14 protein-coding genes and 1 pseudogene are annotated in these 13,403 nt (G+C 62.4%); 1 reads left to right on the top strand and 14 read right to left on the bottom strand.

Annotated features, from left to right (window positions below; translation table 11 throughout):
* A partial coding sequence (locus tag OPU71_RS20715; protein WP_267729995.1) for a transposase occupies positions 1-333 on the top strand: 333 nt, incomplete at its 5' end.
* Between the two features lie 558 nt (positions 334-891).
* On the opposite strand, the gene OPU71_RS20710 is transcribed toward OPU71_RS20715, so the two are convergent.
* The 14 genes and pseudogenes from OPU71_RS20710 to mreC form a co-directional block, all read right to left on the bottom strand.
* Positions 892-1,497, bottom strand: coding sequence for a hypothetical protein (locus OPU71_RS20710; protein ID WP_267729993.1), 606 nt, complete (start codon positions 1,495-1,497; stop codon positions 892-894).
* Positions 1,494-2,177 carry a hypothetical protein gene (locus OPU71_RS20705; protein ID WP_267729992.1) on the bottom strand — a complete coding sequence of 228 codons (684 nt, stop codon included), beginning with the start codon at positions 2,175-2,177 and terminating at the stop codon, positions 1,494-1,496. The genes OPU71_RS20710 and OPU71_RS20705 overlap by 4 nt, the downstream gene beginning before the upstream one ends.
* 186 nt (positions 2,178-2,363) lie before the next feature.
* Positions 2,364-2,495, bottom strand: coding sequence for a hypothetical protein (locus tag OPU71_RS20700; protein WP_267729991.1), 132 nt, complete (start codon positions 2,493-2,495; stop codon positions 2,364-2,366).
* Between the two features lie 415 nt (positions 2,496-2,910).
* Positions 2,911-3,699 carry a hypothetical protein gene (locus OPU71_RS20695; RefSeq protein ID WP_267729990.1) on the bottom strand — a complete coding sequence of 263 codons (789 nt, stop codon included), beginning with the start codon at positions 3,697-3,699 and terminating at the stop codon, positions 2,911-2,913.
* A gap of 192 nt (positions 3,700-3,891) precedes the next feature.
* A pseudogene (locus tag OPU71_RS21415) lies at positions 3,892-4,320 on the bottom strand (TniQ family protein); the annotation flags it as partial.
* 134 nt (positions 4,321-4,454) lie between these two features.
* Entirely contained in the window at positions 4,455-5,405 is a 951-nt protein-coding gene (gene lipA / locus OPU71_RS20690) for a lipoyl synthase (RefSeq protein WP_267729988.1), read from the bottom strand.
* 10 nt (positions 5,406-5,415) lie between these two features.
* Complete coding sequence (gene lipB, locus OPU71_RS20685) at positions 5,416-6,066, bottom strand: lipoyl(octanoyl) transferase LipB (RefSeq protein ID WP_267729985.1); 651 nt, start codon at positions 6,064-6,066, stop codon at positions 5,416-5,418.
* A 121-nt stretch (positions 6,067-6,187) separates the two neighbouring features.
* Positions 6,188-6,451, bottom strand: a complete 264-nt coding sequence (locus OPU71_RS20680; RefSeq protein ID WP_267729982.1) for a YbeD family protein — start codon at positions 6,449-6,451, stop codon at positions 6,188-6,190.
* A 15-nt stretch (positions 6,452-6,466) separates the two neighbouring features.
* Entirely contained in the window at positions 6,467-7,606 is a 1,140-nt protein-coding gene (locus tag OPU71_RS20675) for a D-alanyl-D-alanine carboxypeptidase family protein (protein ID WP_267729981.1), read from the bottom strand.
* A 137-nt stretch (positions 7,607-7,743) separates the two neighbouring features.
* The gene (locus OPU71_RS21305; protein WP_324256095.1) at positions 7,744-8,871 is read right to left on the bottom strand and encodes a septal ring lytic transglycosylase RlpA family protein; all 1,128 of its coding nucleotides are present in this window, start codon (positions 8,869-8,871) and stop codon (positions 7,744-7,746) included.
* The gene (gene rodA / locus OPU71_RS20660; RefSeq protein WP_267729980.1) at positions 8,868-9,995 is read right to left on the bottom strand and encodes a rod shape-determining protein RodA; all 1,128 of its coding nucleotides are present in this window, start codon (positions 9,993-9,995) and stop codon (positions 8,868-8,870) included. The genes OPU71_RS21305 and rodA overlap by 4 nt, the downstream gene beginning before the upstream one ends.
* Complete coding sequence (gene mrdA / locus OPU71_RS20655) at positions 9,992-11,872, bottom strand: penicillin-binding protein 2 (RefSeq protein ID WP_267729979.1); 1,881 nt, start codon at positions 11,870-11,872, stop codon at positions 9,992-9,994. The genes rodA and mrdA overlap by 4 nt, the downstream gene beginning before the upstream one ends.
* Before the next feature lie 16 nt (positions 11,873-11,888).
* The gene (gene mreD / locus OPU71_RS20650) at positions 11,889-12,410 is read right to left on the bottom strand and encodes a rod shape-determining protein MreD (RefSeq protein WP_267729978.1); all 522 of its coding nucleotides are present in this window, start codon (positions 12,408-12,410) and stop codon (positions 11,889-11,891) included.
* Positions 12,411-12,413: 3 nt separating this feature from the next.
* On the bottom strand, positions 12,414-13,403 hold a 990-nt coding region (mreC, locus tag OPU71_RS20645; protein ID WP_267729977.1), incomplete at its 5' end, for a rod shape-determining protein MreC.

Genomic DNA, 13,403 nt, shown 5'->3' with positions numbered 1-13,403 from the left:
CATCCGAAGACGCTGGGGGCCGACAAGGGCTACCACGTGAAGGACTTCGTCGCGCACCTGCGCGAACACCGGATCAAGCCGCATATCGCGCGCATCGACGGGCGACAGACACCGGGGCTCGACGGACGTACCACCTGTAGCGACGGTTACAAGGTCAGCCAGCGCAAGCGAAAGCGCATCGAGGAAATCTTCGGCTGGCTCAAGACGGTAGGCGGGATGAGAAAGACCCGCTTCATCGGCCAAGCCCGAACCCAGATCGCCGCCTACCTGTCGGCGGCGGCGTACAACTTGCTGCGCATCGCCAAATTGCAGACTGCGGGGAGCGCGACATAAAGCGGCGCCCGGAATCCATTGAAAACCCCTTCTCCGGCCCGTTTGAGTCGAGTCAAAAGCGATTGCGAACTCAATTGCAGGACTGAAGTCATGAAAAACCGAATCGCAACGGCCATGCCAGGCGTGACGTCACAGCGTTTTGCATCGGCCTGTTAGTTCTGCCGTAAGAAGATAGTAGAACAAGTCGTCCCAGCCATGAGAAGCCGAATCAGCTGGCGACCGACTGACCGCCTGCCAGGCCGCAACTCGCCAAGCGTGCGTTTCGGCCAAATCGTGGCGTGCTGCCTGCGGGCGACGGATCAACGGTCGATGTCCTTTGAAGGTCCGGAAACGGCAATCGGGCCATCTATCACGTTGGTGTGGAATGTAACTGCTCCAGCGCTTCGGCCGATTTTGCCGCTGAGGTGGCATTAGTGCTTTTGTGCGGCCGAGCCGTGCGGATGGCGGCTGAATGCGCAGTCACTTCCGGCCATGAGCGGCGCCGCGGGCGCGATCAACTGAACTGCGACCATCTTCCCTCCGTTGAGTGGCTGCCAGCGCCGATGTGAACTACTACGCTCAATGTCCAGGAGCAGTCTCTGAACGTTTCGCAAGAACTCGCCACTCCCATTTGTTCTTGGCGGTCTGAACATAGACGCAAAGGTCGCGGGTGTCATTGTGACGATCGCAAAGCGCGAGCTGAGCCCCTTGCGGCTTGTCCTTAAGATAGGTGACCGCGGTCGCCAGCATACGGCTATCCTCGTACAGAGTCCGAATCTCCCCACTCATATACCAGCCCGCCGAAACCATAAGTGTGACCGTTGCGGCCCAAGCACCAGCACACGCTGCGACAACCTTCCACCGTAGGGCACGAGCAGCATTCTCATAGCGACGCGCGGCTCGCTCAGCTTGTTCGTTGGCCTCGGTAAACTGGGATGACAGAGCCCCAGCCGCTTTGGTGGCAGCCCCATCCAACGCGCCAATGATTGCCTCTTGGACCTGCCTCGGAAGATCCGTTGTCAGGACCCGCTGCTCCTTGGCCGCGCGCGAAACCACATCGAGCGCCTCCTTGCCAGCAGCAAGCACGCCTTCTGCGACCTTCTGTTGCCGCTCCGCCTGCTCGATAAGCGAGTCGACCGCGTCACCCAGCGCTAAAACCATATTGGCCGGTGCTTCATCACTCATAGCCTAGGCCCTCGATCCAACTTCTGTTCGTTTGCCTTCTCTCGCTTCAGCGCCTGTTCCTGTTGCCTGTGTTCTTCAATAACCGCCTGCCGAGTCAAGATCAAGTCCAATATCGATGCCAGTTCCGCGTAGTGGAGTTCACCAGTCTCCGACATCTTCACGACCAAGCCACCGGAGCCTACGGTGCCGGTCTTATGCAAAAGGACCAGATGGGCGAGGTAGTTCGCCATGTCGCTTTGCGACAGCGCTTCGGCTCCGCCGGCGACGGCAACTGCAGTTGCATTCACAAATTCCGCAAAATCATGCCGTGGGGTCGTTTTCGGATAGGCATCCAGATACGGCACGATTCGCGAGAAGAACGTTTTCTCGGCCGGCGCCGTCTCGACAAACCAATGAACGATGCGGGAGATGCGAATTAGGTCGTCTTTCCCGGCGAGGTTCCTCACGAGCTTTGCGTGACGAGCCGGCTCTTTTGAATCCGTGTTATCACGTTGCTTGAATTCAAAGATGCGCAACACGCCCGGCGCACGAATCAAGACATCACCGAAGAGCGGATCGTCCGGCGTTTGTTGGAGCAAATTGACAATCGAAGGCAGATCCTGCCCCTTGACGCGCTTGGCCACTGCGAAGCCCAGGCCATAGAGAAAATTACCGATGGCGACGTTTTCGTACAGTTTCATTGGGCAAGTGGCAGGATCAACGACGGCGTGCAGCCGCAAAGATAAAAGCGACTCAATATTGTATTCAGAGAAGGTGGTCGCAGCGAGTGAGTGCTAATGCTGCCGTAAGAAGAGTGTAAAGGAAGTCGTCCCAGCCATGAGCCGATGAATCGGCTGGCGACCCATCGCCTGCTTGGCCGCAACTCGTCAGGCGTGCGTCTCGGCCACAATCATGACGTGCTGCCAGCTGGCGACGGACCACCGGTCGATGCCCTTCGACGGGCGGGTGAGGGCTTTCGGCGCCATATCGGGCAATGCCTTTGTCAGATAGCGATTCACGTCGGCCTCGATGCCATGGTGTCGATCCGGCGAAGACCTCGTGCACTACGCCCTCCGCACGAACCGATATTCGTTTTCTGCGCCGATTGTAGATTGAGCCATAGTTCCGACTGGTGCATCATCCGACGATCCTGGAATGACTGGGGACCGCTATCGACTGTGCGCGGCACTGCCCACACGCGGGCAACGCGGCGCGGCATTCATACGATCGACGACGACTAGCCGTATCGCGACTTGAAGGCGACCGCCTGCTCGGCCTCGTGCGGCGGGCTCTGAGCAATAGTATTGTCAAGATAAGCGGTGCTGTTAGTCTTTCCTAGGTCGTTGACTAATAGTGTCGGAATGGACGTTTGGGGGGTGAGAGTGCATCTACGTGGCGGCTTTGGCGCAAAAACAGTTTATGAAAGGCGAGCTATCAGCCATCTGCGTCGTCGGCTTGAGTTTCGGCGCGAAAAGTAAACCGGAGTTCCTGGATGATCGCGCGGTGTTCTGGAGATTCTCTGAACTCATCTTCTGTACTTGGAGGTGCCGTGTCGAAGGGGATGGGCAGATAGAGGCCTTCGACCGCCATGCGCGCTGCACGCATGAGGGCATATCGACGACTTTGCATTGCTTCAACGCGTCGATCTGTCGCCTCGAAGAACTGCTTAACTTGGCGGGAAGCCGGCCGCTTCTTTCCTCGAATGGGCGGTGTCTGGCCTGTGGAAACAAAGCGCACAAGATCTGTCGGAGTGGAGGGCCAGCCCCGCCGCCCTTTCAGAACTTCACTAGCCGCCGCCCGCTCAGCGAGGTTGTTCTCTCGCCGCATGGTCTTAAGCGCCTCGAGGCCGCGTGCCAGCATCCAAAAGGGGCTCTCCGCATTCGGTAGGGCCGGGCGATACCCCCGGCGTCGCAGTTCACGCACCATCTCAATGAAGCGAACGGGCCAGTCGCGCGCCAGCCAACTTGCGAAAAACAGAAGTGACGCCCGGTCACTCGGTGAGCGTTGCTCCAGGTTCACCCCTTCACCCTCGAGCGGAGAGAGACCAGCGTCTACACCAGACTCACTTAGCACCCACGTGAGCGCGAGCGAGCCGTATCGGGGATTCAGGGCGTGTATTGCCAGATCGTGCAGGCCCCGGAGGTAAATCGCGATCGCGATCGCCCCTCCGCTTTCTCGGGTATGCCAGCCCTCATCGAGCGCTATCAGAAGCGACTTTTGCATGTCAGCTACATCATGCAGAAATGCGTCGCTTGGGCCGCGCAACAACGATTCAACGCTGGTTCGATGAGTGGCTCCGCACTCCCGGCAAAGCCCCATGTGCGTGTGAGCAAGCCCACCTGGCGTTCTACCATTAATCACGTATCCGAACGGGGCACTGCACCTCGAGCATCTTGTGGATAGCAGGCCGTGACGCGGACATGTCGGCGAGAACGCATAGCGCCACGCTTTCCGATAGAACGGCTCGTCATCGGTCGCTAGGCATGCCGAACAGAAGGGGACCACGTGATGGCGCCCAAGGAAGTCAGAGGCCGAGTAGGGGACGATCCATTCAAAGTTGTTAAACGCTCTTCGCGTAAACACTCGCCCGAAGTCGCTAGCAAAGCCGGTTCCTCTGGCAGCCTCAATCGAAACGCCCGCAGCGGAGGCTAGTGCGCCGAAAAAAGAATCCTTGGTGGTTTGGTCAATATCGAAGCGATTGCCGGACGGGCGGGGCAGGCGTTGCTCCAGAAATCGCCACAGCGACAGATCCGTCGAGTTGGCAATCCGGCTGAGCCAGGAGCTAAGGACTTCTCCGGCGTAGGGCCGCGGTCTAAGTGTCCAAAGCTCAAGCTGTTCCGTCATGCGACCTGATTCTGCACTTGGCCGATCAGTAGACTGGCGCGGCTCAACACCCGCTCCCGCAAGAAATTCTCGCCAACTTGTAGATAATTATCATCCACTTCTAGATATTCTCATTTACTTATGGATTCCGACAATCAGACCACGCCCGCGCCGTGGGCCTGCTGGTCCGCCCAGTACGACGAGCGCACCATCGGGCCACAGGCGGCGTTCTTGAAACCCATCTTCAGCGCTTCGGTTTCGAACATCTTGAAGGTGTCCGGATGCACGTAGCGCAGCACCGGCAGGTGGCCACCGGAGGGTTGCAGGTACTGGCCGATGGTGAGCATGTCGACATTGTGCGCACGCAGATCGCGCATCACTTCGAGGATCTCTTCGTCGGTTTCGCCGAGGCCGACCATCAGGCCGGACTTGGTCGGCACATCCGGGTGACGGGCCTTGAACTCCTTCAGGAGTTGCAGCGAGTAGGCGTAGTCGGCACCGGGCCGGGCGGCCTTGTACAGACGCGGCACGGTTTCGAGGTTGTGGTTCATCACGTCCGGCGGAGCCTGGTCGAAGATCTCCAGCGCGATCTCCATGCGGCCGCGGAAGTCCGGCACCAGCACTTCAATCGTGGTCTTGGGCGACGCGGCGCGGGTCTCGCGGATGCACTCGACGAAGTGCTGGGCGCCGCCGTCGCGCAGGTCGTCACGGTCGACTGAGGTGATCACCACGTAGCGCAGGCGCATCGCAGCGATTGTCTTGGCGAGGCTTGCCGGTTCGTCGGCATCAAGCGGGTTGGGGCGGCCGTGGCCGACGTCGCAGAAGGGGCAGCGGCGGGTGCAGATGTCGCCCATGATCATGAAGGTGGCCGTGCCCTTGCCGAAACATTCGTGAATGTTGGGGCAGGACGCTTCCTCGCAGACGGTGTGTAGCTTGTGGTCGCGCAGCGTGTCCTTGATCTCGTTGAAGCGCGCGGTTTCTTCGGCGCCGCCAAGGCGGATGCGGATCCATTCCGGCTTGCGTAGCTTCTCGGCGACCGGAACGATCTTGATCGGGATACGAGCGGTTTTGTCCGCGCCGCGGAGTTTTTTGCCGACTTCAGCCATGGGGGTCCTCTCAGGCCGCTGCCATGCGGGCAGCGTGGTGGTGTTCGAAACGCGCGTCGAGCGCGTCTGCAATCTTCTGGTGGATCACGGGCAGCGAATCGCTGACACCGAAATCCTTCAATTGGGCGGATTCAAGCCCCGGATAGCCGCAGGGGTTGATCGCCGAGTAGGGCGTCAGATCCATGTCGGCGTTCAAGCTCAGGCCATGGTAGCTGCAGCCGTTGGCGATCTTCAGGCCCAGCGCGGCGATCTTGGCATCGGCCACATAGACGCCGGGGGCGCCTTCGCGCAGGTGGGCGTCGATGTTGTAGCCGCGCAGCAGATCGAGAATCGCTTGCTCGATCAGGCTCACCAGTTCGCGCACCTTGATCTCGCGCCGCGCGAGGTCGATCAGCAGGTAGGCCACTGCCTGCCCCGGCCCGTGATAGGTGATCTGGCCGCCGCGGTCGATCTTGACCAGCGGGATGCCGGTCTCGCGCAGCAGGTGTTCCGGTTTTCCGGCCAAGCCCAGTGTGAACACCGGCGGATGCTCGACCAGCCACAGTTCATCCGCCGTTTCGCGGGTGCGGGCGCGGGTGAACTGCTGCATGGCGTGCCAGGTCGGCTCGTATTCGACCAGGCCCAAAGGCTTGCGCAGCAGAAGCGGGGCGGGGGTATCCATGCAGGGCTGGCCCGATGCACATGCAAGGGCTTGAGGAAAAACGGGATTTTATCGGGCGCACGCGCCTTGGGGCAACGCTGCTGGCGGAGGGGTCTTTCCTGCCCGCCCGCAGCGGCCTGATTCAGAGTACGACTTTGACGTAGGGATGGCTGGTGAGCGCGCGGTAAATGTTGTCGAGCTGTTCGCGCGAGGTGGCGCGCACGGTGCAGGTCAGGCTGATGTACTTGCCGCCGCTCGAGGCGCGCATTTCAACCGCCGCGACGTTGAAATCCGGCGCGTGCCCCTGCACCACTTCGACGATGGTCTGCGCGAAATCGTCGCGCGTTGCGCCCATCACCTTGATCGGGAAGTCGCAGGGGTATTCGATCAGCTCTGGATTTGACATCGCGCCTCCCGCTGGTCAGAGGTTCTTGATCCAGAAGCGGATCGCATCCCAGATGCGGCCGAAGAAGCCGGCTTGTTCAACCGCTTCGAGCGCCACCACCGGGAAGTTGCCCAGCGGCTTGCCGTCTAGGGTGACCGCCAGCGAGCCGAGTGCGGCGCCCTTGGCAATCGGCGCCTTGAGCGGCTGTTTGCTTTCAAGTTGCACTTTCACGCGGGCGGCGTCGCCCTGCGGCACCGACAAGACCAGATCCTTCGTGAAGCCGACACTGACCTTGTCCGCCTTGCCCTGCCAGACCGGCAGCGTCTGCACGCTGGCGTTGGCGCCGTAGAGCTTGACCGTCTCCCACGAGAGGAAACCGAAATTCAACAGTTTCTGCGATTCGGCCGTGCGGACCGAATCCGACGCGGTGCCGGTGACAATCGAGACCAGGCGGCGTGATCCGCGCTTGGCGGTAGAAACCAGGCAGTAGCCCGCCGCGGCAGTGTGGCCAGTCTTCATGCCGTCGACGCTCGGGTCGATGAACAGCAGACGGTTGCGGTTGGGCTGCTTGATCTTGTTGTAGGTGAATTCCTTCTGCGAGTAGAAGTGAAAGTACTCGGGGAAGTCGCGGATGATGGCGGTGGTGAGCGTAGCCAGATCGCGCGGGCTCATGTAGTGCCCGTCGGCGGTGAGGCCAGCCACATTGCGGAACTGGCTGTTCTTCATGCCCAGACGCTGGGCTTCCTTGTTCATGCGCGACACGAACGCGGTTTCGGAACCCGAGATCAGCTCGGCCAGCGCGACGCAGGCGTCGTTGCCCGATTGCACGATCATGCCCTGAATCAACTCATTCACGGTGACCGGCATGCCTTCCATGATGAACATGCGCGAGCCGTCAAGGCTGGTCTTGCGCGCGTTCTCGGAGACGGTGACTTGCTGTTCGAGCGAAATGGTCTTCGCCTTGAGCGCAGAGAACACCACATAGGCGGTCATCAGCTTGGTCAGCGATGCCGGCTCGATGCGCTCGTCGGCGCCCTGCGCGGTCAGCACCTGGCCGGAGCTGGTGTCGTACAGCAACCAGGCCTTGGCGGCAAGCGCGGGCGGCGTCGGTTCATTGGCGATGGCCAGCGGCGCGGCAAGGGCAAAGGAGAGCAGGAGGGCGATCAGTCGGGTCATCGGAAACCTGGGGCGGGGCAGCGAAACGGAGCGGCGATTATACGCGTTGGGATTGACGCCCCTTCCGACGCTACATGTTGAAACACTTGCCGCCGCAATGGACGCGGGGCAGGGCGATGTGCTTGGCGGCGCCGGGCTCAGCGGGTGATGAGGAAGGGCTTGAAGCGCAGCTCGCGTGCGATCTGGCTGGCCATGCTGCGCGCGTCCGACTCGCTCGGGAAGGGGCCCGCATGCAGGCGGAAGCGGCCATCGAGCAGCAAAACCTGCAGCTGATCGGCGAGCGAAGTCAGCTCCGCGCCGACGAACTTGCGGAAGCTCTCTGCATTGGCGGCGGTGGTGAATGCACCCAATTGCAGGAAGATGCCCGCGCCCGGGCTGGTGGGCGTGGCGGCGCTGGTGTTTGTGCCTGTGTTTGTGGCCGGCGGCAAGGTGCTCGCCGCTGTAACCAGCACGGGGGTGGGCTCGGCGCTGGCGGTCTTGCTGGCGGGGGTAGCGGCCGCTGCCGGCGCTACGGGCGGTGTGCTGTCGGCGGTGGGCGCCGTCGCGGGCGCTTTGGTCGCGGCCATGCGCTGCGGCGGGCTACGCCGCTTCAGCGGCGGAACGTTCGCGGCGATGACCTGCACGCCCTCAGGCACGATGCTTTCGATCTCGACCAGGGTGTGACCGACGCTGATGTAGCCCAGTTTATGGGCGGCGGCATACGACAAATCGATCGAGCGGCCCGGATGGAAGGGGCCGCGGTCGTTGATCCGGACGATCACCGACTTATTGTTGCGCAGGTTCGTGACGCGCGCATAGCTCGGGATCGGCAAGGTCGGATGCGCGGCTGTCATCCCGAACATGTCATAGGTCTCGCCGCTGGAGGTTCGTTTGCCGTGGAACTTCTTGCCGTACCACGAGGCCAGGCCCTGCTCTTGATAGGGCGCGATTTCGCCGCGCGGAATGTAGTCCTTGCCAAACACGTTGTACGGGTTGTTGGCAAAGCGATGCAGCGGTTCGGCGCGTGGTTCGGCGTCTGGGATCGAATCGAGGTTGTCCGGGATCTCGTCGCCGGGGCCGTCGTCCTTGTAGTACCCGCCGCCGCGCTTCTGCACGACCTTGGGCGGCTCGCCGCTCTTGCTGGGCGGCGTTGGTTTGGCCTGGGGTTCGGTGGGCTGCGGCGTCGGTGTGCTGGCGCAGGCAGCCAGCAGCAACGCGGCCGCCAGCGACGAAAGCGTGCCGCGGTGCGTGCGGATGAAGTGCTTGCAGGGCTTGATTTTGCTCATTTCTGCAGCAGCGTCCGATGACGGGCAATACTCATCAGGATACCCAAGCCAAGGCAAAGCGTCACCAGGGCGGTGCCGCCGTAGCTCACCAGTGGCAAGGGCACCCCGACCACCGGCAGGATGCCGGTCACCATGCCCATGTTCACAAATGCGTAGGTGAAGAACGATAGCGACAAGGCGCCGGCAAGCAGGCGCGAGAACACGGTGGCGGCATGGGCGGCGATCAGCAGGCCGCGCAGGATCACGAGCAGCAGGGTAAGCAGCAGGCCCAGGTTGCCGATCAGGCCAAATTCTTCCGAGATCACTGCAAAGATGAAGTCGGTATGGCGTTCAGGAATGAACTCCAGCTGCGTCTGGGTGCCGTTGCGCCAGCCCTTTCCAAGCCAGCCGCCCGAGCCGATCGCGATCTCCGCCTGGATGGTGTGGAATCCCTTGCCGAGCGGATCCTTGTTCGGATCGAGCAATGTGCAGACACGGTGCTTCTGGTAATCGCGCAGCCCGGGCCACTTCACGTCGGGCTGACAGATCTGGTCTTCGGTGGCGATGATCGCGGTGATCGCAATGATCCCGGCCAGCATGACCGGGGTGATCAGCTTCCACGAAAGGCCGGCGAAAAAGATGATGAACAGGCCTGACGAGAGCACCAGCAGCGAGGTGCCCAGATCCGGCTGGCTGGCGATCAGATACACCGGGAGCGCGAGCAAGGCGGCGGCGACGACGAAATCGCGCACGGCCAGCGATCCTTCGCGCATCTGGAAGTACCACGCAAGCATGAGCGGCATGGCGATCTTCAGCAGTTCGGACGGCTGGATGCGCATGACGCCCAGGTCGAGCCAGCGCTGGGCGCCTTTTGAAATATCGCCGAACACCGCCACCGCGATCAGCAGGATCACCCCCACCACATAAAGTGGCAGCGCCAGCAGTTGCAGGCGTTGCGGCGAAATGCTCGCAACTACCCACATGGCTGACAGGGCGACGCCGGTGTTGATGAGTTGTGCCTCGATGCGATCGGGTGAGGCAGAGAGCATCACCAGGGTGGTGAAGCCGATCAGCAGCACCATCAAGGCGAACAGGAAGGGGTCGATCGGGTTGATGATCGCCCGCCAGATTCTCTGCAGGATCATTCGGCACCTACCTGTTCGGGTGCGGCGCCGGCGGGGATCTTGCCGGTCAGGTAGTAGTCGAGCACCTGGCGCGCGATCGGCGCGGCCGAAACGGCGCCGAAACCTCCGTTCTCGACGATCACCGCGAGCGCGATCTTCGGCGCGTCGGCCGGCGCAAAGGCGATGAACAAGGCATGGTCGCGCAAGCGCTCGCCAATCGCCTTGGCGTCGTACTTCGCGCCTTTGAGCGAGAACACCTGCGCGGTGCCGGTCTTGCCCGCCGCCACATACTCGGTGCCGGCGAAGGCGCGCGAGCTGGTGCCGAACTTGTTCACCCCAACCATGGCATCGGTGATCACCTTCAGGTGCTCGGGCTTGATCGGGATCTTCTTGATCGGTGTGGGCTCGATCAGCCGCTTTTCGTCGGTACGCACGTCCTGCACATACTTCACCAGGTGGGGCTTGAACATCACGCCGCCGGCCGCCAGCGTGGCGGTGGCGTGGGCGAGCTGGAGCATCGTGTAGTTGTTATAACCCTGGCCGATCCCGATCGAGATCGTTTCGCCGGCATACCACTTCTGCATTTCCGGCTTCTTGAAGCGCTTCTTCTTCCATTCTGGCGAGGGCAGCACGCCGGCCGACTCGCCGTGGATGTCGATGCCGGTGCGCGTACCGAAGCCGAATTCGCCGAGCGAGCGCGACAGCAGGTCGATGCCCATGTCGTTGGCGAGGTGGTAGTAGTAGGTGTCGCACGACACGATGATGGACTTGGCCATGTCCACCGTGCCGTGGCCGCCCTCCTTGTCGTCACGGAAGCGGTGGCCGCCAAACCAGAAGAACCCGGGGTCGGAGATCGCCTGATGCGGCGTCCGCTTCCCGGTCATCAGCGCGGCCATCGACATGAAGGGCTTGAAGGTCGAGCCGGGCGGATAAGACGAGTAGATCGCCCGCTGCAGCAGCGGATGGTCGGGTGAATTGTTCAGCGCGTCCCAGCTGGCCGAATCGATGCCGTCAACGAAGAGGTTGGGGTCGAAGGTCGGCATCGACACCAGGGCGAGCACGCCGCCGGTGCCCGGCTCGATCGCCACCAGTGCGCCGCGGCGGTTTCCAAAGGCCTCCTCGGCGATTTTCTGCAGCTTTGAATCAAGCGTCAGCACCAGCTTGCGGCCGGGTATCGGCGGCGTGCGGGCAAGTGAGCGCACCGCGCGGCCACCGGCATCGACTTCGATCTGCTCGAAACCGGTCGTGCCGTGCAGTTCGTCTTCGTAGCTCTGTTCCAGGCCGCTCTTGCCGATGTGCTCGGTACCGCGGTAATTCGCCGCACGCGTTTCATCGTCCTCGATCTTGCGTTTCTCGCGGTCGTTGATGCGGCCGATGTAGCCCAGCACATGAGAGGCGAACTCGCCCTCCGGATACTGGCGGAACAGGCGCGCCTTGATATCAACGCCGGGGAAGCGGTAGCGCTGCGCAACAAACCGGGCCACCTCTTCGTCGGTGAGCCGGTTGCGCAGCGGCAGGCTTTCGAAGGTCTTGCTCTCGTCGAGCAGCTTCTTGAAACGCTTGCGGTCTTTGGGCTGGATGTCGATGATGCCGGCCAGTGCGTCGATCGTGGCATCCAGGTCCTTGATCCGGCTTGGCGTGATTTCCAGCGTGTAGGCAGAGTAGTTGCGCGCCAGCACAACCCCGTTGCGGTCGACGATCAAGCCGCGGTTGGGGACGATCGGCACCAGCGAGATCCGGTTGTCCTCCGCGCGGGTGCTGAAGTAGTCATGCTGGATGACCTGCAGGTACACGAAGCGCGCAACCAGCAGCCCGAAGCAGATGATCACGAAAGCGCTGGCCGCCAGCACGCGGCTGCGAAAGCGCTGGATCTCCTGTTCCGGGGTCTTGAATTCCATCGTCGGATGTCGCGGTTTACAGGGGGCGGTTCTGGTCGCGTTCGATCGGCTGCATTTGCGGCAGCAGCATCACGAAATGCACCGGGAACCACATCAGCGCGGTGGTGAAGGTGGTGAAGAAGTACTCCCAGCCCGGGAACTCCGCGCCGGCGATAAGGCGGATCACCAGCATCACGATCTGCGTCATCAGGAACAGCGGCACCATCTGCAGGGCCTGCGCGGCGGGCGGGAACCACAGCAGGCGCCGGCTCATGGTGCTGGCAATGAAGGCCAGCAGCACATACGCCAGCGCGTGTTGCCCGAGGGCCGAGCCGAAGCCGATGTCGGTGATCAATCCAAGTACGAATCCGGTGCCCATGTTCACGCGCAGCGGCTCACGCACGCACCAGAAGGCCAGAGCCAGGGCGACGAAATCGGGCATGCCCGGCAGGGCGCGGGTCGGGACCAGGTTGAGCGTCAGCGCAACCAGCAAGGTTGCCCACACCCAGCTCATGCGAACCGGCAGCAGGATGCGGCTTGATCGGTGGGTCGGCTGCATCGCTTACCTCTTCTTCTGGCGGCTGCCCGTGGCCGGATCCGCTGGCGCGGGTTCGTTGACGGTTGGATCGGGCAAGGGGGTGACCGAGCGGCCCAGCACCAGCACCGCGCCGCTGCGTTCAACGCCTGCAACCGGTTGGCAAATGAAGCGCGCAAAACCCCGCGCATCGTCGCGGCTGACCTTGAGCACCCGCGCCACCGGCAGATCCGGCAGATACACGCCGTCGAGCCCGGAGGTCACGATCACATCGCCCGGCGCGACATCCGCATTGGCAGCGAGGTACCGCAGCTCCAGCAAACCACTGCCCGCGCCGAACATCACCGCCCTTTGGCCGGTGCGCACCACCTTGACCGGGATCGCCTGGTCCTTGTCGGTCAGCAGCGTGATTTCCGCCTGCAAGGGGAACACGCGGGTCACCTGCCCGATCACGCCGGCGGCGTCGATCGCCGCGAGCCCGGGTTCCACTCCGTCGCGCTCGCCTCGGTCAATGATCACGCGGCGCGCGAAGGGGTCGCGTGCGGCGTAGATGACCTCTGCGGCGATGCTGCGCGCGGCCACCCGTTCGCGCATGCCCAGCGTTTCGCGCAACTGGCGGTTTTCTTTCTCAAGACTTTGCTGGCGCAGTAGGCTCTTCGCGTCGTTGAGAGCCTTGGCCCGCAGTGTCTGGTTTTCGCTCTGCAGCCGGGTCAGCGACGAGAAGTACTCGAAGGTGCGGTTGGCCCATTCGGCCGGGGTCGATGCCGCGATCTGCAGCGGGTAGGTCAGCACTGTCATGCCATGCCGCACGGTTTCGAGATAGCGGAAGCGCAGATCCGCCACCAGCAGCCCGAGCGAGAGCACAACGTAAAGCGTCAGCCGCGCCGAAGCGGGCAGTCCGCGCTTGAAAAACGGTGGAGGCTGATGACCGACGACGGACATGGTGTCTGGGCGTTTCGGTTCGGGTGAAGTGTCGCCGGGGCTTTGCGTAAACGGGCAGCGCGCGCGGAACGCGCG

The organism is Niveibacterium sp. 24ML (assembly GCF_026586805.1).
Classification (GTDB): Bacteria; Pseudomonadota; Gammaproteobacteria; order Burkholderiales; family Rhodocyclaceae; genus Niveibacterium.
The sequence above is the reverse complement of the archived record's forward strand: the minus strand, read 5'-3'. Positions and strand labels throughout refer to the sequence as shown.

Excerpts from the sequence above, each read along its gene's own strand:
- OPU71_RS20710 (WP_267729993.1), bottom strand. The coding sequence starts at position 1,497 with ATGAGTGATGAAGCACCGGCCAATATGGTTTTAGCGCTGGGTGACGCG.
- OPU71_RS20705 (WP_267729992.1), bottom strand. The coding sequence starts at position 2,177 with ATGAAACTGTACGAAAACGTCGCCATCGGTAATTTTCTCTATGGCCTG.
- OPU71_RS20695 (WP_267729990.1), bottom strand. The coding sequence starts at position 3,699 with ATGCAAAAGTCGCTTCTGATAGCGCTCGATGAGGGCTGGCATACCCGA.
- lipA (WP_267729988.1), bottom strand. The coding sequence starts at position 5,405 with ATGGCTGAAGTCGGCAAAAAACTCCGCGGCGCGGACAAAACCGCTCGT.
- lipB (WP_267729985.1), bottom strand. The coding sequence starts at position 6,066 with ATGGATACCCCCGCCCCGCTTCTGCTGCGCAAGCCTTTGGGCCTGGTC.
- OPU71_RS20680 (WP_267729982.1), bottom strand. The coding sequence starts at position 6,451 with ATGTCAAATCCAGAGCTGATCGAATACCCCTGCGACTTCCCGATCAAG.
- OPU71_RS20675 (WP_267729981.1), bottom strand. The coding sequence starts at position 7,606 with ATGACCCGACTGATCGCCCTCCTGCTCTCCTTTGCCCTTGCCGCGCCG.
- OPU71_RS21305 (WP_324256095.1), bottom strand. The coding sequence starts at position 8,871 with ATGAGCAAAATCAAGCCCTGCAAGCACTTCATCCGCACGCACCGCGGC.
- rodA (WP_267729980.1), bottom strand. The coding sequence starts at position 9,995 with ATGATCCTGCAGAGAATCTGGCGGGCGATCATCAACCCGATCGACCCC.
- mrdA (WP_267729979.1), bottom strand. The coding sequence starts at position 11,872 with ATGGAATTCAAGACCCCGGAACAGGAGATCCAGCGCTTTCGCAGCCGC.
- mreD (WP_267729978.1), bottom strand. The coding sequence starts at position 12,410 with ATGCAGCCGACCCACCGATCAAGCCGCATCCTGCTGCCGGTTCGCATG.